Annotated in this window: 20 protein-coding genes; 14 read left to right on the forward strand and 6 right to left on the reverse strand. The window is 65.2% G+C overall.

All coding sequences use genetic code 11. The annotated features are described in order from the left end of the window. The first annotated feature begins 31 nt into the window (after positions 1-31). From AC5RVY_RS17780 to holA, 3 genes are all read left to right on the forward strand, one after another. Positions 32-940, forward strand: coding sequence for a ComEA family DNA-binding protein (locus AC5RVY_RS17780; RefSeq protein ID WP_493956015.1), 909 nt, complete (start codon positions 32-34; stop codon positions 938-940). Between the two features lie 305 nt (positions 941-1,245). Beyond that, positions 1,246-3,117 (forward strand): ComEC/Rec2 family competence protein, encoded by a 1,872-nt coding sequence (locus AC5RVY_RS17785; protein WP_493956016.1) that lies wholly within the window; start codon positions 1,246-1,248, stop codon positions 3,115-3,117. Next, on the forward strand, positions 3,051-4,067 hold the full coding sequence (gene holA, locus AC5RVY_RS17790; RefSeq protein ID WP_493956017.1) for a DNA polymerase III subunit delta: 1,017 nt from the start codon (positions 3,051-3,053) through the stop codon (positions 4,065-4,067). The genes AC5RVY_RS17785 and holA overlap by 67 nt, the downstream gene beginning before the upstream one ends. A gap of 138 nt (positions 4,068-4,205) precedes the next feature. On the opposite strand, the gene rpsT is transcribed toward holA, so the two are convergent. Next, positions 4,206-4,466: a 30S ribosomal protein S20 gene (gene rpsT / locus AC5RVY_RS17795; protein WP_493956018.1), complete on the reverse strand. Its 261-nt coding sequence runs from the start codon at positions 4,464-4,466 to the stop codon at positions 4,206-4,208. A gap of 170 nt (positions 4,467-4,636) precedes the next feature. After that, positions 4,637-5,200, reverse strand: a complete 564-nt coding sequence (locus tag AC5RVY_RS17800; protein WP_493956019.1) for a type II toxin-antitoxin system PemK/MazF family toxin — start codon at positions 5,198-5,200, stop codon at positions 4,637-4,639. Positions 5,201-5,369: 169 nt separating this feature from the next. Here AC5RVY_RS17800 and lepA point away from each other — a divergent pair, with 169 nt between their 5' ends. Beyond that, complete coding sequence (gene lepA / locus AC5RVY_RS17805) at positions 5,370-7,223, forward strand: translation elongation factor 4 (RefSeq protein ID WP_493956020.1); 1,854 nt, start codon at positions 5,370-5,372, stop codon at positions 7,221-7,223. Between the two features lie 36 nt (positions 7,224-7,259). Further along, positions 7,260-8,489, forward strand: coding sequence for a radical SAM family heme chaperone HemW (gene hemW / locus AC5RVY_RS17810; RefSeq protein ID WP_493956021.1), 1,230 nt, complete (start codon positions 7,260-7,262; stop codon positions 8,487-8,489). A 96-nt stretch (positions 8,490-8,585) separates the two neighbouring features. Here the strand turns inward: hemW and AC5RVY_RS17815 are convergent, their stop codons facing one another. Together AC5RVY_RS17815 and AC5RVY_RS17820 are read right to left on the reverse strand one after the other, a co-directional pair. Further along, on the reverse strand, positions 8,586-8,996 hold the full coding sequence (locus tag AC5RVY_RS17815; protein WP_493956022.1) for a DUF4870 domain-containing protein: 411 nt from the start codon (positions 8,994-8,996) through the stop codon (positions 8,586-8,588). Positions 8,997-9,181: 185 nt separating this feature from the next. Beyond that, entirely contained in the window at positions 9,182-10,036 is an 855-nt protein-coding gene (locus AC5RVY_RS17820; protein ID WP_493956023.1) for a DUF3097 domain-containing protein, read from the reverse strand. A 174-nt stretch (positions 10,037-10,210) separates the two neighbouring features. On the opposite strand from AC5RVY_RS17820, the gene hrcA reads away from it, so the two are divergent. The 3 genes from hrcA to AC5RVY_RS17835 all read left to right on the forward strand — a co-directional run bounded on the left by hrcA (position 10,211) and on the right by AC5RVY_RS17835 (position 13,219). Beyond that, positions 10,211-11,224 carry a heat-inducible transcriptional repressor HrcA gene (hrcA, locus tag AC5RVY_RS17825; protein ID WP_493956024.1) on the forward strand — a complete coding sequence of 338 codons (1,014 nt, stop codon included), beginning with the start codon at positions 10,211-10,213 and terminating at the stop codon, positions 11,222-11,224. Between the two features lie 82 nt (positions 11,225-11,306). Then, on the forward strand, positions 11,307-12,434 hold the full coding sequence (dnaJ, locus tag AC5RVY_RS17830; RefSeq protein WP_493956025.1) for a molecular chaperone DnaJ: 1,128 nt from the start codon (positions 11,307-11,309) through the stop codon (positions 12,432-12,434). A 2-nt stretch (positions 12,435-12,436) separates the two neighbouring features. Continuing rightward, positions 12,437-13,219: a 16S rRNA (uracil(1498)-N(3))-methyltransferase gene (locus AC5RVY_RS17835; protein WP_493956026.1), complete on the forward strand. Its 783-nt coding sequence runs from the start codon at positions 12,437-12,439 to the stop codon at positions 13,217-13,219. 10 nt (positions 13,220-13,229) lie between these two features. Here the strand turns inward: AC5RVY_RS17835 and AC5RVY_RS17840 are convergent, their stop codons facing one another. Beyond that, positions 13,230-14,132 (reverse strand): GerMN domain-containing protein, encoded by a 903-nt coding sequence (locus AC5RVY_RS17840; protein ID WP_493956040.1) that lies wholly within the window; start codon positions 14,130-14,132, stop codon positions 13,230-13,232. A gap of 416 nt (positions 14,133-14,548) precedes the next feature. Here AC5RVY_RS17840 and AC5RVY_RS17845 point away from each other — a divergent pair, with 416 nt between their 5' ends. From AC5RVY_RS17845 to AC5RVY_RS17865, 5 genes are all read left to right on the forward strand, one after another. Continuing rightward, on the forward strand, positions 14,549-15,637 hold the full coding sequence (locus AC5RVY_RS17845; RefSeq protein WP_493956027.1) for a PhoH family protein: 1,089 nt from the start codon (positions 14,549-14,551) through the stop codon (positions 15,635-15,637). Next, a complete protein-coding gene (gene ybeY, locus AC5RVY_RS17850) occupies positions 15,634-16,107 on the forward strand; it encodes an rRNA maturation RNase YbeY (protein WP_493956028.1) in 474 nt (157 codons plus the stop codon). Before AC5RVY_RS17845 ends, ybeY begins: the two co-directional genes overlap by 4 nt. After that, on the forward strand, positions 16,104-17,435 hold the full coding sequence (locus AC5RVY_RS17855) for a hemolysin family protein (RefSeq protein WP_493956029.1): 1,332 nt from the start codon (positions 16,104-16,106) through the stop codon (positions 17,433-17,435). Before ybeY ends, AC5RVY_RS17855 begins: the two co-directional genes overlap by 4 nt. Continuing rightward, positions 17,419-18,378, forward strand: coding sequence for a GTPase Era (gene era, locus AC5RVY_RS17860; protein WP_493956030.1), 960 nt, complete (start codon positions 17,419-17,421; stop codon positions 18,376-18,378). The genes AC5RVY_RS17855 and era overlap by 17 nt, the downstream gene beginning before the upstream one ends. Before the next feature lie 114 nt (positions 18,379-18,492). Continuing rightward, a complete protein-coding gene (locus AC5RVY_RS17865; protein WP_493956031.1) occupies positions 18,493-20,043 on the forward strand; it encodes an LCP family protein in 1,551 nt (516 codons plus the stop codon). A 74-nt stretch (positions 20,044-20,117) separates the two neighbouring features. On the opposite strand, the gene AC5RVY_RS17870 is transcribed toward AC5RVY_RS17865, so the two are convergent. Next, on the reverse strand, positions 20,118-22,070 hold the full coding sequence (locus AC5RVY_RS17870) for a M13 family metallopeptidase (protein ID WP_493956032.1): 1,953 nt from the start codon (positions 22,068-22,070) through the stop codon (positions 20,118-20,120). 252 nt (positions 22,071-22,322) lie between these two features. On the opposite strand from AC5RVY_RS17870, the gene leuA reads away from it, so the two are divergent. Beyond that, entirely contained in the window at positions 22,323-24,062 is a 1,740-nt protein-coding gene (leuA, locus tag AC5RVY_RS17875) for a 2-isopropylmalate synthase (protein WP_493956033.1), read from the forward strand. Positions 24,063-24,198 lie beyond the last annotated feature (136 nt).

Raw genomic sequence — 24,198 nt, forward strand, 5'->3', positions numbered from 1 at the left:
CTGGCCGTGCCCAGTCCCTAGCGTGGGCTGTATGTCACGCCGGGATGCTGGAGCAGCAGGTCAGCAGGCGCGCCATGCGAGGAACCGGCTACAGGCGACCGTGGGCAGCAGTCCCCGCGGTCTCCTACTGGAAGAGGACGGCCAGCGTGCGTTCGAGTACCGTGCTGCGACCGGTGCCGACGATGGTGGTGACGGCACGGGCAGCAGCCGGGTGGATGCCCCGGAGCCCCAGAGCATTGGCCCTGCCCTCCGGTGGCGGCTCGGCCTGCGGTTGGCCGTGTTCCTGGGGATTCTTGCTGTCGCTGCCGGTGCGTGGTTCTGGTGGCAGGCAGCGTCCGGGCGCCCCGAGATCCTTCCCCTCAGCGGCGTCAGCCCGGAAACCAACGCCGCGGCCGGTGGGGAGAGGCCGCCGGATGAGGAGAACGGGGGCGGGAGCGGGGCCGGTCCGCCCGCCCGTTCCGGAGCGCAGGAAAGTGCCCCAGCCGGCACCGTGGTGGTTCACGTTGCCGGTGCAGTGCCGCAGCCGGGGGTGGTGAAGTTGCCGGCAGGGAGCAGGGTGCACGATGCTGTCGCCGCGGCAGGAGGGGGAAGTCCCGGCGCCGACCTGGACCGCCTTAACCTGGCCGCCGTGGTGGAGGACGGACAAAAGATTCATGTTCCGCGGCAGGGCGAGCCCATGCCGGACAGCGTCATCGGACCAGGAACGGACATGGAAAGTTCCCCGGACGGCAATGGTGCTGCGCCGGGTTCGAAGGTCAACCTCAATACCGCCGGGGTGGAAGAACTGGATGGTTTACCGAAGGTGGGCCCGGTGCTGGCACAGCGCATGGTTGATTGGCGCAAGGAACACGGACCCTTCAAAGCAGTGGAGGAACTTGATGCCATTGACGGCGTCGGCCCCAAAATGCTTGAAGCCTTGCTCCCTCTGGTGACCATATGACGCGCGGCGTCGACCCGGCAGAAGGCTCTGTGCGATGAGGACTGCCGCGGGCAGGTCCAGTGATGGGTAACCAGGGTGCGGGGACAAGGCGCAGTCCGTGGAGCCGCTATGTGGAGTCAGCCGTCCGGGGGCATTCGGCTCCTCGGGAGGAAACGGGCCGCTCGGGAGCCGGGGAGGAGCCGGGGGCTGCCGGTGAAGCCCGGACACAGTACCGTACTGCGGCGGGATCACGGCTGCGGGTGCCTCCCCGCGGCCTGGAGTTCAGGGGAGTTCTGCGGAAACACTGGGCGGAGCAAACTGCAAGGTTGGCCGCGCACCACAAGAAGTCGGCGGAAGACGCAGACCCCGACGGAGACCAAGCACCCCGCCGGCGCACGGACGTTCGGCTGGCGCTTCCCGCGGCCCTCGTCTGGGCTGCTTCACTTGCCGGGCTCTGGCTGGATCCCCTGGGACTGGCGGTCCTCTGCGGTGTACTGCTGGCTCTTGCGGCCGTGCTGCTCCGCAGATCGTGGCTGGCCCGCAGGAAGAGAACAGTACCGGGCAGCCAGAGCAGGCCTGCACGGCGGAGCTTCCTGGCCACCATCGGGATTGCGCTGCTGCTGGCGTCCACTGCGCCTGCCCATTCGGCGGTCGCGTCCATCCAGCGCCACGAAGGCCCCCTGGCCGCTGCGGTCTCGGCAGGCAAATCAGTGGTGGCCGTCGTGGAAGTGGCTGGGCCGCCGCGTGCTTTGAATCCGCCGAACCAGGCGGGCACCCCTGCGCGCTGGTCGGTTCCTGTATGGACCCGGGAGGTGAGCACGGGAGGTGTCCTGGTTCGCACCCGGGCCCAACTCCTGGTGACGGGCGGCGGCGTATGGGGGACGCTGGTCCCGGGCCAGTTGGTCCGTGCCACCGGGAAGCTGCGTCCCACTGATCCCGGGCGGGTGGAAGCCGGCATCCTGACAGCTTCTTCGGAACCGGGCAAACCCACCGATTCTCCTGTCGTCCAGGAGTCAGCAAAGGAACTGCGGGAGCGTTTTGTTGCTGCCGCTTCATTCCTCGCCCCCGATCCGAAGGGACTGCTTCCCGGAATGGTCACGGGGGACACCAGCGCCTTGGACGAGGGACTGGAGACTGCCATGAAAAACGTGGGCATGACGCATTTGACGGCTGTCAGCGGTGCTAATTGCAGCCTCGTGCTCGGAGCACTGCTGCTGGCCTGCAGGCGGTTCCGCCTGCCACGGGTTCCTGCGGCAGCACTCGCCCTGGCTGGACTTGGGCTGTTCGTCCTGCTCGTGGGTCCGGACGCCAGCGTCCTGCGTGCAGCCCTGATGGGATCGGTGGCCGTGGCGTCCCTCGCGGGCGGCCGGACCGGACGAGGGCTGAGCTTTCTGTGCCTTGCCGTGATCGGCCTGCTGCTGCTGGACCCCGGGCTGGGATCGAGTTTCGGTTTCCTGCTGTCCGTTCTGGCGACACTGGGGATCATTGTCCTGGGCCGGCGGATCATCGACTGGATTCCGGCAGCGATACCGCGGTGGACCGCGGCGGCCGTTGCTGTTCCCTTATCCGCCCAACTGCTCTGCGGTCCGGTGACGGTGGTGCTCCAACCCCAGTTTTCAACGTATTCCCTTCTGGCCAACGTCATGGCCTCGCCCCTCGTGGCACCAGTCACACTGCTGGGAACAGCTGCTGTTCCCCTGGTGGTATTGGTCCCGTGGGCAGGAACCCTGCTGATCGCGGTTGCAGGCACCTTCAGCGGAGGAGTTGCCGCGACGGCACGATTTACGGCGCAGCTTCCCGGTGCAGCCCTGCCCTGGCCGGACGGCGTGCCGGGGCTGCTCACCATGCTGTTCCTGTCCGTGCTGACACTCGGGTTTGTCTGGGCCGCGGCCCGCCCATACCGGCTCCTCCGCACGGTCATGGCGGCGCATGGGCACACGGTAGCGCTGCTCGAGTTGCTGGAAAGACACGCGGGTTGGGCACCTTGGCGCGTTCACCTGCCGCAAGTGCCTGCGCTCCCACGGGGATTGCAACAGGGGCGAGGTTCCAGCGTGGGCAAGACCGGCTTGGACCGGACGGCGGGACATGGCAGGCTGGGATACTCCACAAAAATTTCCGGAAGGAAGCCCCGATGGCCGCTGCGCAGAAGCGTGCACCCCGTTCGCCGGCGCCGAATGGCCCCACCTGGCGGGATGTAACCCCCGCCGGAGTGGTCCTGGTCAGCGGGCCGGAAGAGTACCTGGGAATTAGGGCCATGGACCGTGTCCGCTCCCAAGTGCGGGCAGGTTCCCCTGATGTGGAAGTGAGCCGGATCAATGCCTCGTCCTACGAGGCCGGAACCTTGCTGATGCAGGTTAGCCCATCGCTGTTTGGCGAAAGCAAGCTGATCGAAGTCGAGGCCGTTGAAGCGATGAACGACGCATTCCTGGCAGACGCGCTGGCCTACCTTGGCCACCCGGAGCCGGACGCCGTCCTTGTGCTGCGCCACGGCGGGGGAGCCCGGGGCAAGAAACTGCTCGATGCAATCAAAAAGGGAGGCTGGCCGGTAGTGGACTGCCAGCCGCTGAAAAAAGACGCGGACAAGGTGGCTTTCGTGGCGGCCGAGTTCAAGGCCGGCGGCCGCCGGATCGAGCCGGAGGCGGTGCAGTCCCTGGTCAATGCCGTCGGGGCAAATCTTTCCGAGCTGGCCGCAGCCTGCAGCCAACTCATCGCCGACGCCAGCACCACGGTCACCACCGACATCGTCGACCGCTACTACGGCGGCCGGATCGAGGCCACGGCCTTCAAGGTGGCCGATGCCGCGATGGCAGGAAACGGCCCGCTGGCGCTGTCCACCCTCCGGCATGCGCTGGCAACGGGAGCAGATCCCGTTCCGCTGGTCGCAGCGCTGGCGGCCAAGCTCCGGACGGTGGCGCGGGTGGCCGGCGCTTCCGGCTCCTCAGCCCAAATCGCGGCAGAACTCGGGATGCAGCCCTGGCTGGTGGAACAGGCCCAGCGGGATGTCCGGCGATGGACGCCGGAAGGCCTGGTGCGTTCCATCCAGGCCACCGCCGAGGCTGACGCCCAGGTCAAAGGACTGGCCCGGGACCCTGTCTACGCGGTGGAACATGCGGTGAGGGTGATCGCCATGTCCGTCCAGGGCAGGTAGCTCTGGAGCACCTTCGCCAGTAATTGGCGGAAGGTGGTGGAGCGTTTGGCTGTTTGTTGCGGGAGGCGCGGGTCAAAGAGGTGTGGCCGGTACCCAACGGTACCGGCCACAGCCATCAGTTCAAGCGAACTGGAAACCTTACAGTGCGTTGACCTTCTTGGAGATCGCCGACTTGCGGTTCGCTGCGTTGTTCTTGTGCAGAACACCCTTGCTAACGGCCTTGTCCAGCTTGCGGCTGGCAGCAACCAGGGCAGTAGCAGCTGCATCCTTGTCTGAGGAATCAACGGCGGTGTTGACGGCGCGGATGGCCGTCTTCAGCTCGGACTTGACTGCGTTGTTGCGCAGGCGTGCCTTCTCGTTGGTGAGGATGCGCTTCTTCTGGGACTTGATATTCGCCACGTGTGAACTCTCTTTTTAATGCGGAAATGGTCTAGAGGGCTTTCAGATTGGCCATTGACTGAGCGGCGTGGGGATACCTATGGCGGCCAACCATCAGTGGCCGTCGACCTGCACGGACACACAGCTATAAAGAATAGCAGGTCAGGTGCGGGGCTGGCCATTTGCGGAACCTAGGTCCAGCCGTTTCGCCTGCGAAGTCCGGTTGCCACCTTTTCAAACAGTTCCCGGTCCAGCACAGCACCTTCCCGGCGGATGCTGTCCGGCCGCAGCTGCGGGACGCGGTCCAGCCGGACTTCGCTGGACCGGCCTTGCCGGTCCCATTGCCCTGCACCCAGGTCCACGTAGTCCTTGGAAACTGCCGCCGCCGGTACGCGGTCCTTGCTGGTCAGCATCAGCCCCAAAAGATAGCCGCCGCTTTTGCCCACCACGAGCACCGGCCGGTCCTTCCCGCGGGTGAAGTCCTCTTCGTAGGGGACCCAGGCCCACACCACCTCACCCGGATCCGGCTCTCCATCCGGGCGCGGCGCGTACCCGGGAGTAAAGCGGCCGCGGTAATCGCCCGGGTACGGCTCGGTCGCCGAGTGGTCAGTCGCGCGCTGCCCGCCCTGGACTTTGGCCGGGATGAAGCGGCCCTGGGGAGGGCGGCCACCCCGCGCCGGGTCGCTGCCCGCCTTCCGAAGTACCCGCAGGCCCGCCTTGACTGCGTCTGCCAGGGAACGAAGGGTGATTGCCATTCCGCAACCCTATCCGCGGCGTCCTCCCCGGCGGAACGTCAATGGGCCGGGAAATGCGGTGACAGGGGCCCGGACGTGGGACACTGGATGTTCCAAGATGTGCGGCTGACCGCAGGGGCCTTCGCAGTGCCCCGCGGAACCGCGTGAATGCCAACAGTAAGGACCCTGCGTGTCTCCCATGGCCCGCACCGCCCCGGTGCCCGCCGCGACAGATCCGGCCATTATTCGGAACTTCTGCATCATCGCGCACATTGACCACGGTAAGTCCACACTGGCGGACCGGATGCTGCAGTTGACCGGCGTCGTGCAGCCCCGCGACATGAAGGCCCAGTACCTGGACCGCATGGACATCGAACGCGAGCGCGGCATCACCATTAAGTCCCAGGCCGTCCGCATGCCGTGGGAACTGGACGGCGCCAGCTACGCGCTGAACATGATTGACACCCCCGGCCACGTGGACTTTACCTACGAGGTGTCCCGCTCGCTCGCAGCGTGTGAAGGTGCAATCCTGCTGGTCGACGCAGCACAGGGCATTGAGGCCCAAACCCTCGCGAACCTTTACCTGGCGATGGAAAACAACCTCACGATCATCCCGGTCCTGAACAAGATTGACCTGCCGGCGGCCCAGCCTGAGAAGTACGCTGCGGAACTGGCGAACCTGATCGGCGGGGACCCCGAGGACGTACTCCGCGTTTCGGGAAAGACCGGCATGGGCGTGGAAGCGCTGCTGGACAAGATTGTCCGGGACCTGCCCGCGCCGGAGGGTGATGCAAATGCTCCCGCCCGCGCCATGATTTTCGACTCGGTCTACGACACCTATCGCGGTGTGGTCACCTACGTCCGCGTTGTTGACGGAATGCTGCACCCCCGGGAGCGCATCCAGATGATGTCCACGCGTGCCACCCACGAGCTCCTTGAGATCGGCGTCAGCTCCCCGGAGCCCACCCCTTCCAAGGGCCTGGGTGTCGGTGAAGTGGGCTACCTGATCACCGGCGTTAAGGATGTCCGGCTGTCCAAGGTGGGCGATACCGTCACCAACCTTGCCAAGCCGGCCGCTGATTCGCTTCCGGGTTACGCCGATGCCAAGCCAATGGTCTTTTCCGGCCTGTACCCGTTGGACGGCACCGACTACCCGGTGCTTCGCGATGCACTGGAAAAACTGATGCTCAACGATGCCGCGCTGGTATATGAGCCCGAGACGTCCGCTGCACTGGGCTTCGGCTTCCGCGTGGGCTTCCTCGGACTGCTCCACCTCGAGATCACCCGTGAGCGGCTCGAGCGCGAGTACAACCTGGACCTCATTTCCACCGCACCCAACGTGGAATACGAGGTAACGCTGGAAGACAAAAAGGTGGTCCACGTGACCAACCCCAGCGAATACCCCTCCGGCAAAATCTCTGAGGTCCGCGAACCGATGGTAGCGGCCACCATCCTGGCTCCGAACGAATTCGTCGGCGCCATCATGGAGCTGTGCCAGAGCCGCCGCGGTGTTATGGGCGGCATGGACTACCTGTCCGAGGACCGGGTGGAAATCCGGTACCGCCTTCCGCTGGCCGAAATCGTCTTCGACTTCTTCGACATCCTGAAGTCCAAGACCCGCGGCTATGGCTCGCTGGACTGGAAGGCCGACGGCGACCAGGTGGCCGACCTCGTGAAGGTGGACATCATGCTCCAGGGCGAGCAGGTGGATGCCTTCTCGGCCATCACCCACCGCGACAAGGCGTACTCCTACGGGGTCATGATGACCACCAAGCTGCGCGAGCTCATCCCGCGCCAGCAGTTTGAGGTGCCCATCCAGGCGGCCATCGGCTCCAGGATCATCGCCCGCGAAAGTATTCGCGCCATCCGCAAGGACGTCCTCGCCAAATGCTACGGCGGTGACATTTCCCGTAAGCGGAAACTGCTCGAGAAGCAGAAGGAAGGCAAGAAGCGCATGAAGATGGTGGGCCGCGTAGAGGTCCCCCAGGAAGCCTTCATTGCCGCGCTGACCACCGACGAGTCCAAGGACAAGGCCAAGAAGTAGTGAACACCGCGTCCGGCAACACCGGAGGCCCCTGCAATGCCTAGCACTCTTCCCCTCGGCGACCCGGCGCCGTCGGACGGTCTGCTGCCTGCACAGGCGGCAGACCGTGCTGCCGACCGCGCCTTCGGCCTGTATGTCCACATTCCGTTCTGCGCAGTGCGCTGCGGCTACTGCGACTTCAATACCTATACGGCCACTGAACTGGGCGGCGGGGCATCCCAGGATGCCTACGCCGGCACCGCCGCGGCTGAAGTTTCAATGGCAGCCAAGGTCCTGTCGGCGTCGGGCCTTCCTTCCCGGAAGCTCAGCACCGTCTTCTTCGGTGGGGGCACCCCAACGCTGCTGCCCGCCGAAGACCTTGCCCTGATCCTCCGCCGCGCCATCGATCAGTGGGGTATTGACGACGACGCCGAGGTCACCACGGAAGCGAACCCGGACTCCGTCACCCCGGAGTCCCTCGCGGTCCTGAAGGAGGCGGGATTCACCAGGGTCTCGTTCGGCATGCAGTCCGCAGTTCCGCACGTCCTCAAGGTGCTGGACCGCACCCACACGCCGAGCCGGGTGCCGCAGGTGGTCCGTTGGGCGCGGGAGGCGGGACTTGCGGTGAGCCTGGACCTGATTTACGGGACGCCGGGGGAGTCCCTCGCGGACTGGCGCCATTCCCTGGAGACCGCCCTGTCCTACGAGCCGGACCATATCAGTGCTTATGCGCTGATTGTTGAGGACGGCACCAAGCTGGCCGCCCAGATCCGCCGTGGCGAGGTTCCCGGTATCGACGACGATGACCACGCCGACAAGTATGAACTGGCCGACCAGCTGATCAGCGAAGCAGGCTTGGACTGGTACGAGGTCAGCAACTGGGCCCGCACTCCGGAGCAGGCATGCCGGCATAACCTCGCGTACTGGCGGGGCGATGACTGGTGGGGGATTGGGCCCGGTGCACACTCCCACGTGGGCGGCGTGCGCTGGTGGAACGTCAAGCACCCCACGGCCTATGCGGGCCGCCTGGCCCAGGGGCTCTCGCCTGCTGCCGGCCGTGAAACGCTGGACCCGGAAACCCGGGATGTGGAGCGGGTGATGCTGGAGGCCCGGCTGCAGTCCGGGCTGGCAGTGTCCACGCTCGGTGCGGACGGCAGGCACGAGGTGGCCGGCCTGATCGCCGACGGCCTGGTGGAACCGGCCGCCGCCTTCCGGGGCCGGCTCGTCCTCACCCTCAAAGGCCGGCTGCTGGCCGATGCTGTGGTGCGACGCGTCCTTCCGGACTGACGTTCCCGGCCCGCGTCATCGGCCGGCCGGCTGGTGGGTGGGCCCACGCCGGCAGGGTTCCCTGCCGAGCTTGCGAGGCGAGGGGGCCGGTGGGGATTACTTGATCCAGCGGAGGTTGTACTGGTACCGGTGCGGCTGGCCGCGGTTCACGTGGATGCCTGCCGCCACGGAGAAGCAGGTCAGGGCGATCCAGATCAGCGTGGCGATCACGGCGAAGATGTTGCCCACCACGGGCACGAAAACCAGGATATTGGCAACGACGGCGGCGATGGTGGGCGGAAGGCTGAAGTTCAGCGCCTCTTTTGACTCCTGTGCGGTGAACGGTCCACGGTCGCGGAAGATCAGGTAGATCAGGAGTGCGGGAACGCAGCCCAGGATTCCACCGAAGTGTGAGAGCGTGGCCCACTGCCTGTCTTCGCTGGCCGTCAGGGGCAGCGCATTCGCCGGGACGCCGTGGTACTCCGAACGGCCCTGGCTGTCCCTGTGATCACGTGCGTTTTCTGCCACGGTCTGTTCCTTCGAAAGTGCAATGGTGCCGACTAAGAATGCCAAAATCTGCTGCGGCGCTGCCACCGCAGCTACCGCAGTACCAAGGATACTTGGTGCAGGCCTCCGTGCCTGCCTTCGGTCGGCGTACCCCGCCGGAAGCCCGGTGAACCTCCGCCCGGCGAACCCGTGCGTATTCCTTCAGCTCAGGGAACGGTCAGGAAGTCGATGACTTCCTCCACCCTGCCCAGCAGCGACGCTTCCAGGTCCGCGTAGGTCCGGACGGCGCCCAGCAGTTTCTGCCAGCCCAGGCCAATGTCCTCCTTGGTGGCGTGCGGCCAGCCGAAAGCAGCCAGGATGCCCGTTTTCCAGTCCTGCCCGCGCGGCACTTCCGGCCACTTCTCAATGCCCAGAACTGCGGGCCGGATCGCCTGCCACACGTCTACATAGGGGTGGCCAACAATCAGGACGTTTCCCGCAGCGCCGGGGGAGGCCATCACGGCGTCGGCGATGCGCGACTCCTTGGAGTTGGGCACCAGGTGGTCAACGAGAACGCCCAGGCGCCGTCCGGGGCCGGGCCTGAAATTGGTGACGGCGGCGGCGAGGTCATCAATGCCGTGCAGGGGTTCGACGACGATGCCCTCCACCCGGAGGTCGTCGCCCCAGACCTTCTCCACCAGTTCGGCGTCGTGCTTTCCTTCCACCCAAATGCGGCTCGCCTTGGCCACCTGTGCCCGTTGCCCCGCCACCCGGACCGAACCTGAGGCAGTCCTCGAGGCTGCCGCGCCGTTGCCCTGGGCCTGCTTGGGAGCAGGCGGCATCAGCCGGATCGCCTGGCCTTCGAGAAGGAAACCGAACCCGAGCCGGAAGGACCGGGACTTGCCCCGGCGGTCCTCCAGTGCCACCACGTGCATGCCGCCGGATTTTTCCACCCGCGTCACAGCGCCCACCCAGCCGGACTGGACCTCCTCCAGTACCATTCCACGCTCCACGGGCACTTCGGGCAGCTGCGTCCGGGCGGGGGCGGTCAGGTCCTGGGCTCCCCAGTTCTGGTATTGCATGGAATTACTCCGCTTCCTGCTGGTCCTGGCCCGGAATTTCGCCCGGAGCGGTACCAATGCTAACAACGGGCCGAGTCATAATAGACTGTTAGCACTTAGGCATGTCGAGTGCTAAAGCCTGTGAGGTACGGTGCAGGCTGAACGGCTGCCCTGATCCCTGGATGGAGGTGGAGCGTGAGCGAACCGCGCAAGCTGGAAGTTCTCCGGGCCATCGTGGAGGACTACGTCCACTCCCGCGAGCCGGTCGGCTCCAAGGCCCTGGTGGAACGTCACCATCTTGGTGTCTCCAGCGCCACCATCCGCAACGACATGGCGGCCCTTGAGGATGAAGGCTTGATCACCGCCCCGCACACCAGTGCAGGCCGCATTCCCACGGACAAGGGCTACCGGCTCTTCGTGGACCAGATCTCTGCGGTCAAGCCGCTGTCCCAGGCGGAGCGGCGGGCCATACAGTCCCTGCTGGAAGGCGCCGACGACCTCGACGACGTGCTGGAGCGCACGGTCCGGCTGCTGTCCCAGCTGACCAACCAGGTTGCCGTCGTCCAGTATCCGCACCTCAACCGGGCTTTGGTGCGCCACATCGAATTTGTCCTCCTTGCACCACGCAAGGTGCTCGTGGTGCTGATCGCCAACAGCGGCAAAGTCGAGCAACGGGTCATCGACGTCGGGCAGGACCTTGGCGACGACGTCCTAGGCGCGCTGCGTGCCCATTTCCTGGGATCCCTCGGCGGGAGTCCCTTGAGCCAGCTGGCGCAGTCATTGCCCGCGGTGGTGTCCGGCGTCGCCCCCGCACAGCGCCAGGCGGCGCAGGCGCTGGCGCACGGGCTGGAGGGGCTCGCACACAGCAGCCGGGAGGACCGCATGGTGATGGCCGGGACAGCCAACCTGGCCCGCTCCAATGTGGACTTTCCGCTCAGCATCGGCCCCGTACTGGAAGCGCTGGAGGAACAGGTGGTGATGCTCCGGCTCCTGAGTGAGATGGCGCAGGACCACCGCGGCGTGGCCGTCAGCATCGGCCGTGAGAACCCTTACGACGGACTTGCCGAGGCGTCGGTGGTTGCCACAGGTTACGGGCCTGACAGTGTCGCGAAGATCGGCGTGCTGGGCCCCACCAGGATGGACTATCCCACCACGATGGCCGCGGTCCGGGCTGTGGCCCGGTACCTGTCTCGCATTTTGGGACCCTGACCGGCGAGGTCCGGCGTCCAGGCATGAACAGTAGTGCCCGCAGCACACCTGCAGGCAAAACAACAAGGAAGAGATACGAACTTTGAGCAGCCACTACGAAGTCCTTGGAGTCTCACCGGATGCTACCGGGGAAGAGATCAAGAAGGCCTACCGCAAGCTGGCCCGCACCCTTCACCCGGACGTCAATCCCGGCGAGGACGTTGCAGACCGCTTCAAGGCCGTGACCCACGCCTACGAGGTTCTCTCTGATCCGCAGAAGCGCCGGGTGTATGACACCACGGGCAACGAGAACGGCACGGACAACGGCTTTGGCGGCGGCGCGTACGCCGGCCAGGGCTTTGCGTTCCAGGACATCTTCGATACATTCTTCGGCGCTGGCGGTTCCTCGGGTCCCGCATCGCGCGTCCGGCGCGGTCAGGATGCGCTCATCAGTGTCAGGATCGAACTGCGCGACGCCGTGTTCGGCGTCAACAAGAAGCTTGAAGTCGATACTGCAGTCATCTGCCCCACCTGCGATGGCTCGTGCTGCCGGCCCGGTACCCACCCGGAACGTTGCGATATCTGCGGCGGCAGCGGCCAGGTCCAGCGGGCGGTCCGGTCCATCCTGGGCCAGGTGATGACGGCAGCCCCGTGCGGCACCTGCGAAGGGTTCGGAACTGTTATCAAGGACCCCTGCAATGAGTGCAACGGGCAGGGCCGCATCCGCAGCCGGCGTTCGCTGACCATCAAGGTACCTGCCGGCGTCGCCACAGGCACCCGGATCCAGCTCTCCGGCCAGGGCGAAGCCGGTCCTGCCGGCGGCCCAGCCGGAGACCTGTACGTCGAAATCCGTGTCAACAATGACGCCACCTACGTCCGCGAAGGCGACGACCTTCACGCTACGTTGAACATTCCCATGACGGCGGCGGCGCTGGGAACCGACGTAACGCTGGAAACTTTCGATGGCCCGCAGGACATCGATGTGAAGGCAGGAACACAGTCGGGGGAAATCATCACCCTGCGCGGGCTGGGCGTAACCCACTTGCGCGGTTATGGGCGTGGCGACCTGAAGGTCCACCTGCAGGTGGAGACGCCTGCCAGGCTGGACCCGGCGCAGGAGGACCTCCTCCGCCAGCTCGCCAAGCTCCGGGGCGAGCAGATCACCGAGGGCAAGCTTGCCGCCAGTGGTGGAATGTTCGCCAAGCTTCGGGACCGGCTCGGTAACCTGTAGCGGTGAGCAACCCCGTCTTTTTTACCGCCTCCGGCTCCCTGGACCGGATGGCGCCGGAAGGGCGCTTTGTCCTCGAAGGACCCGAGGCCCGGCACGCGGTGGCCGTCAAGCGGCTGGCCCTAGGCGAACCAGTGGACATCGTGGACGGCGCCGGCACACGGATGAGCGGCACAGTACGTGCTGCCTCCGCCGCCGGGCTCGACGTCGAATGCACCTCCATCTCCGTTGAGGAGCGGCCCGAGGTCAGGTTGGTGCTGGTCCAGGCCCTGGCCAAGGGCGACCGGGATGAGCTGGCCATCGAAACCGCCACTGAGCTCGGGATCGATGCCGTGATTCCGTGGCAGTCCGAACGGTCCATCGTGCGTTGGAAGGGGGACCGTGCGGCCAAGGCCCACGCAAAGTGGCAGTCAGTTGTCACTGCGGCCGCCAAACAGGCCCGCCGCGCCTGGATCCCGGAGGTGCGTGCCGCCGTCGACACCGCCGGCCTCACTTCCGCCGTGGAGGCCGCTGATCTTGCCGTCATCCTGCACGAGGACGCCGTGCGTCCGCTGCGGCTGGTCCTGGAATCCTGGCTCGCTGACGAGGCCTTAGAGGGGCCACGGGAAGTACTGCTGATCGTCGGTCCCGAAGGAGGCATCAGCCAGCGCGAAGTGACGAAGCTCTGCGGCCAGGGAGCCGTGACCGCTCTGCTGGGACATCACGTGCTGCGGTCTTCCACCGCCGGTCCGGCCGCAGTCGTCCTTGCCAGCGACATCCTGGGCCGCTGGGCAGGTCCGGCAGCCTGAGGCCGCAGGGCTAGCGGACTTTGAATCCCCGGGTGTCTTCCGTGCCGCCCTGCTGGCCGTCCGGGCCGGAGGTTTGTGCCACCCGGAGCTCGTAGTCGCCGCTGGGCAGGTTCAGGGCAAGCGTGAAGACTCCTGCCTGGGCGGGGTCGGCCGCGGCGGTGGTTTCGCCCGTCAGGAACGGCGTTTTGCTTCCGTTCTCGCCGGACCTCAGGATCTGCCAGCGAAGCTTGCTGCCCGGGGATGTGCTGCGGCCGGTGATCTTGACGCTGCCGTCGGCCACCTCAACGTTTTCCTGCGGATCGATGATCCACACCGGGGCCACGAGGCCTGCCGTGCGCGCCATCAGGGAGCCCAGCTGCACGTGATCGAAAGCAACATAATCGGTGTGCCCGTCCACCAGGATGCGCACGCGGATCTGCTGCCCGGAATCGATCAGCCCGGAGCTGGCGGCAGCCGCGGTGGCCGTGTACACCAGCTGCTGGACGGCCCGGGCCGCCATATCGGCGTCAAGGTTGCTGTTGAAGGCGTCCTCCGACACGTCAACGGTAATAACGTCCTTGCCGGAGATGGATGTTGCGAGCTGCTTCGGGTTTTGCCACGGGGTGAAGAAGTCCGGGTCCAGGGGCTTTTCGGACATCATGGCCCGCAGGGCCCGCGTCACAGGATTTTCCTGCTCCGGAACATCCCGGAACTCCCGGTAGAGGAAGACGTTGCTGTTGCTGCGGCCGATCCAGTAAACCGGTGCCTTGTTGGACGACTGGGTGGTCTCCAGGGGTGCGCTGGTGGACGGTGCGCCCGTCACACTGCCTGTGGCAGCGGGACTCGAGGCGAGGGCGCCCGTGGGAACGGCGTCAGGTTCGGCAATGCAGCCGGCAAGGACAGGAACCGCTGCGAGCAGCCCGGCAAGAACCATTGAACGGGCGCCGTTCAAGGCTCGTCCGCCCCGGCGGGGCCCTGCGGTTTCCGGCAAGGTGGTTGCCTGTCCTTTCATGGTTGGATTGGCCGATCCCCCGTCAGCCTTTGGTGCCCTCATCGGCACTCCGGATTTCCAGCATGGCATAGCCTCCTTGAGCACAAGCCCAGGAAGCTCCCGAGGGCCGCAACTGCAACGGGAACGATATGAGGCCGATATGAAGTTGATACCTAATGACGGTGTTCGGGGGTTGACCGCCGGATCGGGCGTTCGCTGTCAGCTTTGGGTACCGGCTTGGTGCTGCCCGCTGGCGTAAGATGGAAAGTACCGCTGAGACGCAACGGGACCGCCGGGGCACATCAGCCAGAAGCTACTCTTTCGAGATCGAGGGGATCACGGGCCCGCGGGCCACCACCATGACTGAATCAGCTAACGGAAAGCGCAGGCTCGTCACCGGCGAGGGCGCGGCGGGCGAATTTCCCCATACTCTTCCTGGCGTCCGCACCGAAGTAGTCCTCTTTGACAACTCCGACCAGATGGTTCAATCCCTCGGCAGCCATGATGAAGCGCTGCGGTTCATTGAAGAACAGTTCCCCGACGTGAACTTCCACGTCCGCGGAAACGAGCTTTCCATCAGCGGGCCGGCAACGGACGTACCCCGGATCATGCGTCTCCTCCATGAGGTCCGCGGCCTGGTGGCCCGCGGCACGGTCATCAGCCCGGCAGTGCTGCAACAGCTGGTGGCACTGCTGCGCACCCAGTCCCTGCAGAACCCGGTGGACGTGCTGACCCACGACATCCTGTCCAGCCGCGGTAAAACAATCCGCCCCAAGACGCTGAACCAGAAGAACTATGTTGACGCCATCGATGCCAACACCGTGATCTTCGGCATCGGCCCAGCCGGTACGGGCAAGACCTACCTCGCCATGGCCAAGGCCGTCCAGGCCCTGCAGCAAAAAGAGGTCAGCCGCATCATCCTGACCCGCCCGGCGGTGGAAGCGGGTGAGCGGCTGGGCTTCCTGCCCGGTACCCTGAGCGACAAAATCGATCCGTACCTGCGTCCGCTCTACGACGCCCTGCACGACATGATGGACCCGGAGTCCATTCCCCGGCTGATGGCAGCCGGAACCATCGAAGTGGCGCCGTTGGCCTACATGCGCGGCCGCACCCTCAACGACGCGTTCATCATCCTCGACGAAGCGCAGAACACTACGCCCGAGCAGATGAAAATGTTCCTCACCAGGCTCGGATTCGGGTCCAAAATGGTGGTTACCGGCGACGTCACCCAGGTGGACCTGCCTTTCGGCACGCGCTCCGGATTGAGGATCGTCGAGGAAATCCTGCAAGGCATAGAGGGCGTGAACTTCTCCGTCCTGGATGCAGCAGACGTTGTGCGCCACCGGCTGGTCGGCGACATCGTTAACGCGTACAGCATCTGGGACGACGCCCAGCGGAACAGGGTCAAGCATTCGGCGGGCCGGGAAAAACGGGGGGAACACGCTTGAGTATCGAGGTGAACAACGAGTCCGGCGTCCAGGTGGACGAATCCGAGCTCGTTGCCTTGTCCAGGTACATCTTTGAGCAGCTGTACATCCATCCGCAGGCAGAACTGTCCATCCTCCTGGTGGATGAGCCTGCCATGGAAAAGCTCCATATTGAGCTGATGGATGAGCCGGGTGCCACGGACGTCCTGTCCGTACCGATGGACGAACTGACCCCCGGAACTCCTGACCGGCCCACACCCCAGGGCATGCTCGGCGATATCGCCGTCTGCCCGCAGGTGGCCAAGGAACAGGCCAAAAACGCGGGCCACTCGCTGCAGGACGAGATGCTGCTCCTCACCACGCACGGCATCCTGCACCTGCTGGGCTACGACCATGCCGAGCCTGAGGAGAAGGCCGAGATGTTTGGGCTCCAGCGCGAGCTCCTGTCAGGCTTCACCGGCAAAGAAGCGCCCGCCGAGACCACCCAGTGACGCCTTTGCTCCTCGTCGCGATGGCCCTGGCTTTCCTCGGCATTGCGGCGGTATTGACCGCGGCCGAAGCCGCCTTCAACTTCCTCCCGCGCCACGACGCTGAAGAAGCACTCCTGAAGAGCCGCGGCACCGCCATGCGGCGGATCCTGGCCCAGCCCGTTGCCCATATCCGGGCACTGCGGTTCTGGCGCATCTGGTTCGAAATGGCCTCGGCGGTTGCCGTGGCCGTACTGCTCTACAGCCTGCTGGACAACATTTGGCTTGCCGGCCTTGCTGCCACCGGGATCATGGCCCTGCTGGGATTCGTGATTGTCGGAGTCTCGCCGCGGCAGCTCGGCCGGCTCCATTCAGGCGCTGTGGTGCGCTTCACCGCTCCCATGATCCGTTTCCTCACCTGGGTCCTGGGCCCTATCCCGGGCTGGCTGGTGGCAGTGGGCAGCGCAGCGGCTCCCGGCGCACCCATCGGCGACGAAGCATTCTTCAGTGAGCAGGAATTCCGCGAACTGGTGGACCGGGCCAGTGAATCAGACATGATCGAGGACACCGAGGCTGAGATGATCCAGTCCGTCTTCGACTTCGGCGACACCCTGGTCCGGGCCGTGATGGTGCCCCGCACGGACATCCTCAGCATCGAAGCCGGATCCAGCCTCCGCCGGGCCATGTCGCTTTTCCTCCGGTCCGGGTACTCCAGGATCCCCGTCATCGGCGACGATACGGACCACATCCTGGGCATTGTGTACCTCAAGGACGTTGCCGCAGTCCTCCACGAACTGGGACCCGGTGAGGAACCGCCGCTGGTGGACTCCCTGGTCCGCGAAGTCCGGTACGTCCCCGAATCGAAGCCGGTCAGCGACCTGTTGCGGGAGCTGCAAAAGGAATCCACCCACGTGGCCATCGTGATCGATGAATACGGCGGCACCGCGGGACTGGTCACGCTCGAAGACCTGATCGAGGAAATCGTGGGCGAGATCGTGGACGAATACGACACTGAAAGTGCCGAGGCCGTGGAGCTTGGGGACGGCTCATACCGCGTCAGCGCCCGGATGAGTATCGATGACCTCGGCGAGCTTTTCGACATCGAGCTCGACGACGACGAGGTGGACACCGTGGGCGGGCTGCTCGCCAAAGCGCTGGGCCGCGTACCCATTGTGGGCAGCCACGTGGACGTGGACGGGGTGTCCCTGCGGGCCGACAGGCTCGAAGGACGCCGGAACCGCGTCAGCCACATCATTGCGGCGCCGGTTCCAAAAGTAGACACTGACCTTGAAGACCTCTTCCAAGAGGCGGACGCAACCCAGCAGGGAGTTCCACGTGAGCAAGAAAAATAAGGCCGCCGGCGAAGAGGACTTCGGCGGCTTCCACGCAGGGTTTTCGGTGTTGGTGGGCCGTCCCAACGCCGGCAAGTCCACACTGACCAACGCGTTGGTGGGCAGGAAAGTGGCCATAACCTCCGCGAAGCCGCAAACAACACGCCACACCATCCGTGGCATCGTCCACCGCGAGGACGCACAGCTGATCCTCGTGGACACCCCCGGCCTGCACCGCCCCCGTACCCTGCTTGGCAAGCGCCTGAACGACCTCGTGGCGGACACCCTGGCCGAGGTGGACGCGATCGGCTTCTGCCTGCCGGCCAACGAAAAGATCGGTCCGGGCGACAAATACATCGCGGCCCAGCTTGCCGCCGTCGGCCGCAAGCCCGTGATCGCCATTGTCACCAAGGCGGATCTGGTGGACCGGCAGGCCCTGACCGAACAGCTCCTGGCCGTCGCCGCGCTCGGACGTGAAGTGCTCGGGGAGGAAGGCTGGAAGGATATTGTCCCGGTGTCCGCCACCGACGGCTTCCAGGTGGAAACCGTCGCCGACGTACTGATCAGCCACATGCCGCCGTCGCCCCCGCTGTACCCGGACGGGGAACTCACCGACGAACCGGAAGCCGTGATGGTGGCTGAGCTCATCCGCGAAGCGGCGCTGGAAGGCGTCCGGGACGAATTGCCGCACTCCCTGGCCGTAGTGGTGGAAGAGATCGTCCCCCGGGAGGACCGGCCGGACGACAACCCGCTCCTGGACGTCCGGGTAAACCTCTACGTGGAGCGTCCATCGCAGAAGGCCATCATCATCGGCAAGGGCGGCAGCCGGCTGCGCGAAGTGGGCACCAACGCACGCAAGGGAATCGAGGCGCTCCTGGGGACGCGCATCTACCTCGACCTGCACGTCAAGGTCGCCAAGGACTGGCAGCGGGACCCGAAACAGCTGGTCAAGCTGGGCTTCTGAGCCCTTGAACCGGTTCCGGCCTGCGCCGGCCCGGCAATTTCCCAGACTCGGCCACTAAAATGGACCGGATTCAGAATCTAGAGGAAGGTTCATTACGTGGGGCGAGGCCGCGACATGCGCGAAAACGGAGCTGACGCGTCAGCCGGGGGACCGAGGTCCCGGCACTCGGCAGATGGCACCGTAGGAGCCGCCCGCCACCTTGGCCCCGAACGGGGGATGCCGCTGGGACTGAAGATTGTCACCGGCATCGTGTCCCTGGTGATCATCGGAGCCCTTGCCTTCGCGGGGTTTTGGTTTATCAAGCTGCAGAGCAACATCTCCAAGGCCCCGCTGAATGCGGGCGGCGGAGGTACAGAGGCCCCGGTGAGTGATGCGACCGGGCGGATGCAGATCCTGATCCTGGGCTCGGACACCCGCGATGGATTGAACGGCGAGTACGGCACGACGGACGATTCGAAGGGCTACGGCAAGTCCGACGTCATGATGCTGATGGACATTTCCGAGGACAACAAGCGGGTCAGCGTCATCAGCTTTCCGCGCGACCTGCTGGTTGATATCCCGGAGTGCAAGGACGAAAAGACCAAGCAGACGTTCCCGGCCCGCAGCGGTGTAATGATCAATGAGGCCATGGGCGAGGCAGGCATCGGCTGCGCCGTGGACACGGTCAACAAGCTGACCGGCCTGAAAATCGACCACTTCATGATGGCGGACTTCAACGCGGTGAAGGAACTGTCCAACGCCGTCGGAGGCGTGGACGTCTGCATCAGCGACGCCGTCTACGACCCCGATTCGCGGCTGCGGCTGCCCAAGGGAACGTCCGCCGTGCAGGGCGAGATGGCGCTGGCCTTCCTGCGCACCCGGCACGCATTTGCCGACGGCGGCGACCTCGGCCGCATCAAGGCCCAGCAGGGATTCCTTTCGTCACTCACCCGGAAAATCAAAGATGAAGGGACCTTGTCCGACCCCGGCAAGATGCTGAAGATCGCCGATGTCGTCACCCAGAACCTCACCGTGGACGAGGGCCTGGCTTCGGTGCCCACGCTGCTGACCATCGGTAACAGGCTCAAGAACATCGATATCAGCAAGGTTGCGTTCGTGGCGGTTCCCACCACGCCGGCGCTGATGGACCCGAACAGGCTGCAGATCGCCGAACCCGCCGGTTCCCAGCTGTTCTCCGCCCTGCAGCAGGACATTGACCTGACGGACCCGACCGCCCCTACCACCCCCGCTCCCACGGAGACGCCCACGGCAGCTCCGAGCGAGACGGCCACCCCGCTGCCGCCGTATGACAAGGCGGTCCAGCCTGTCACCGTAGCCAACGGGACGGGCGTTCCCGGCCGCTCCCAGGAGATCGTCCAGGCCCTCATCTCCGGCGGGTTCACCCAGACGGGGCTGTTCGAGGCCACCCCCGTGGCCCAGTCCGTGGTCTACTACGGGACAGGTTTTGCGGACGTAGCTGCCGACGTTGCTGCCCGACTGGGGATCCCCGCCGCCCAGATCCTTCCGGCTCCTGCCGTATCGGGCGTCCAGGTTTACCTCGGCACCGATTTCGTATCCGGCACAACCTACGGCGCGAACGTTGCGCTGCCGGATGACATCGTCAACCAAACAGCCGGGGATACGCTCTGCCAGCAGGCCAACCCGCTGCTGATCGTGGACAACTGACCGCGCAGGTGAAAGCCTGAAAATAACATTACAAAAAAATCGGGGCCCCGCAGCGGGGCCCCGATTTTTGACTCTTACCAGATACTGACGCGCTCTCCGGGAGCCATCCACATACCGTCCTGCTCAGTGACGTCGAATGCCTCATGGAAGGCGTCGAGGTTCTTAGCGATGGCATTGGTCCGGAACTCATTGGGGGAGTGCGGGTCGGTTGCCAGCCGGCGGATCGCTTCCTCGCTCCGGATTACCTGCCGCCAACCCGCAGCCCAGGAGGCAAAAAAGCGCTGCTGCCCTGTGAGGCCGTCCAGGACCTCGGGTTCCTTCCCGTCGAGGCTGATCAGGTAGGCCTTGTAGGCAATGGCCAGTCCCGCAAGGTCACCGATGTTTTCACCTAGAGTCAGCCGCCCGTTGACGGTGTGCCCCGGTGCCGCGTAGGGGGAAAGCGCATCATACTGGGCCACCAGTTTGGCCGTAAGCTGCTCGAAGGCCTGTCGGTCCTCCTCCGTCCACCAGTTCCGCAAGGCCCCGCCGCCGTTGAACTGCGACCCCTGGTCATCAAAGCCGTGGCCGATCTCGTGACCGATCACTGCCCCGATTCCGCCATAGTTCACGGCATCGTCAGCGTCAGCCGTGAAAAAGGGCGGCTGGAGGATAGCGGCAGGAAACACGATCTCGTTCATCATGGGGTGGTAGTAGGCATTGACCGTCTGCGGCGTCATCAGCCACTTGTTGCGGTCCACCGGTTTGCCCACCTCGTCAAGGTGCCGGTCGACGTCGGCATTGTGGGCCCGTTCCACGTTGCCCAGGAGGTCAGCCGGGTCGATCTCCACCGCGGAGTAGTCAATCCACTGCTCCGGGTAGCCAATCTTCGCCCGGAACCCCTCCAGTTTCCGCAGCGCCTCCGCCTTGGTGGCCTCTCCCATCCAGCCGACGGCGGTAATGCTCTGCCGGTATGCCTCGATCAGGTTGGCGACCAGCGTCTGCATACGGGCTTTATGGGTTTCGGGGAAATGCCGGGCCACATAGATCTGGCCCACGGCTTCCCCGAGGGCTCCCTCCACCACGCCCACGCCGCGTTTCCAGCGGTCCTTGTTCCGAGGCGTGCCGCTGATGGTGGTGCCGTAAAACGCGAAATTGGCATCGACAAAAGCCGAGGACAGGTACGGGGCGGCGGCGCTGATCACCCGCATGGCGAGCCATTCCTGCCAGTGGGCCAAGGGCTCGGAATCCAGGAGCGCCGCGGCGCCGTCGAAGAACGGCGGGGTGCTCACCACGATCTCCTGCCGTTTTGCCTCGTCGATACCGGCGGCTTCGAACCATGTGGAGAGCAGCGGGAACATGGCCGATGCCTCTTCAGCGGTCTTAAGGTTGTAGGTCTTTTGCGGATCCCGCAGTGTGACGTTGTCCCAGTGGTTGGCCGCCAGTTTGGTTTCCAGCGCCACTACGCGCCCGGCGGCGGCACCGGCGTCCGCAACGCCGGCCAGTTCGAGCAGGGTCTGGACATGGGCTTCGTACGCGGCGACCATCGGCGCGAACTTTTCTTCCCGGTAGTAAGACTCGTCAGGCAGACCGAGGCCGCCTTGTCCTGTGTACAGGAGGACCCGGTCCGGATTCCCTGCATCCGGTGCGGGGTAGATGTAGAAAAGCCCGCCGACATCGGCCCGGAACAGCCGGCCTGCCAGGGAGACGAGGCCGGCCACAGACGTGGTGGCAAAAACGTCAGCGAGGCGCTGGCGGATCGGTTCCATGCCCTTGGCTTCGACCGTTGCTTCGTCCATGAAGCTGGTGTACAGCCCGCCCACCTTCCGTTCAATGCCGCTGGCTTCCGGGCCCTTGGCTGCGGCTTCCTCGATGATGTCGCGGACGGCGATTTCGGACCCGTCGCGCAGCGCCGTGAAGGTGCCTTCAAGGGGCCGGTCGTCGGGAATCTCGGTGGCCTTCAGCCACGCCCCGTTCACGTGCTGGTAGAGGTCATCCTGCGGCCGGACGGCGTTATCAAAGGTGGACAGGTCGATCCCCGAAATGGGCACGGAAGCTCCTTTTGATGGAGAGCCGCGGCGGCGGAATACCGGGCGGCGTCTGCATGGTGGACGTAGCGGACGGTAGTGCCCTTTCATCTTACGCACCCGTGCTACCCTCAAAAGGTGCGTGCAGAGCTTCTTCTTCTTAGCTGCCGCGGCGAGGCCTCAGACGCGATCTAGCGCAAGGCCCATCCTCGCTGCGGAGTTTGTGTTGCCCGGCCACCCTTTCAAAGAAGAACCATAGAAAAGGCCCCGATAGTAATGCGAAACGCACAGAAGCCCTCCGGAATGCCCGCCCACCGCTACACGCCGTTCCAGGACCTGATCAAGGTTGAGCTGGCGGACCGCACCTGGCCGGACAAGATCATCACCAAGGCGCCGCGCTGGTGCGCAGTGGACCTGCGTGACGGCAACCAGGCCCTGATCGATCCCATGAGCCCGGCGCGCAAGATGAAGATGTTCGACCTGCTGGTCCGTATGGGCTACAAGGAGATCGAAGTTGGCTTCCCTTCCGCTTCCCAGACGGACTTCGACTTTGTCCGCCAGCTGATCGAGGGCAACCACATCCCGGACGACGTCACCATCCAGGTCCTCACCCAGGCCCGTGAGCACCTGATCGAACGGACCTACGAGTCGCTGGTGGGCGCCAAGCAGGCCATCGTGCACCTCTACAACTCCACCTCAGTCCTCCAGCGCCGGGTGGTGTTCAACCAGGATGAGGACGGAATCCTGGATATTGCCCTCCAGGGTGCCCGCTTGTGCAAGAAGTACGAAGAGACCCTCGCGGACACACATGTGACCTACGAATACTCCCCGGAATCCTTCACCGGCACCGAGCTGGAGTACGCCGCGCGCGTCTGCAACGCCGTCGCGGACGTTTTTGAAGCCTCCGCTGACCGCCAGGTGATCATCAACCTGCCCGCCACCGTGGAAATGGCCACTCCCAACGTGTACGCGGATTCCATCGAGTGGATGAGCCGCCACCTGCACCCGCGGGAGGGCATCATCCTCTCCCTGCACCCGCACAACGACCGCGGCACGGGCGTTGCCGCTGCCGAGCTGGGTTACATGGCGGGAGCAGACCGTATCGAAGGCTGCCTGTTCGGCAACGGCGAGCGGACCGGCAACGTGGACCTGGTCACCCTGGGCCTGAACCTTTTCGTCCAAGGCATCGATCCCATGATCGACTTCTCCAACATTGACGACGTCCGCCGGACGGTGGAGTACTGCAACCAGCTGCCCGTCCCGGAGCGTTCCCCCTACGGCGGCGACCTCGTCTTCACGGCGTTCTCCGGATCCCACCAGGACGCCATCAAGAAGGGTTTCGAGGCCTTGGAGCGGGACGCCGCCGCTGCCGGCAAGGACGTTTCCGACTTCACCTGGCAGGTACCGTACCTGCCGGTCGACCCCAAGGACCTGGGCCGCAGTTATGAAGCGGTCATCAGGGTCAACTCCCAGTCCGGCAAGGGCGGCGTGGCCTACCTGCTCAAGAACGAGCACAGCCTGGACCTGCCGCGCCGTGCGCAGATCGAATTCTCCGGGGTTATCCAGCGCCGTACGGACACCGTGGGCGGCGAAGTCAGCGGCGCCCAGCTCTGGCAGATCTTCCAGGACGAATACCTGCCCTCCGGCAAGGCTGACGGGCAGTGGGGGCGTTACTCCCTGGGCGGGGTCAAGACGGCAACAGATGCCGACGGCGGCATGACACTTCACGCCTCACTCACCGTGGACGGCGTGCAGGTCCAGCGCACCGGCACCGGCAACGGCCCTATCGCAGCCCTGCTTAGCATTCTCCGCGAGGATGGCGTGGACGTCCGCGTCCTGGACTACAGCGAGCACGCCCTCTCCGAAGGCGGTAACGCGATGGCTGCCGCGTACGTGGAATGCGCGGTGGGGGAGCGCGTGCTGTGGGGCGTCGGCATCGACGCCAACACCAGCATGTCTTCCCTGAAGGCCGTCATTTCCGCCGTGAACCGCGCCATCCGGGACGCCCAGGCCTGATCCCCGGACGTGGGGGGGGGGGGGCCCCCCCCCCCGCCCCCGGCCCGCCTTGTGCGTAGTTCCCCGTCCGCGCCGCCTTCCCTTGGGCGACCCCCTTGCACAGGAGCAAACCTGGTGAGCCTCGCCCATACCGATT

Source organism: Arthrobacter sp. Ha26 (assembly GCF_059091705.1).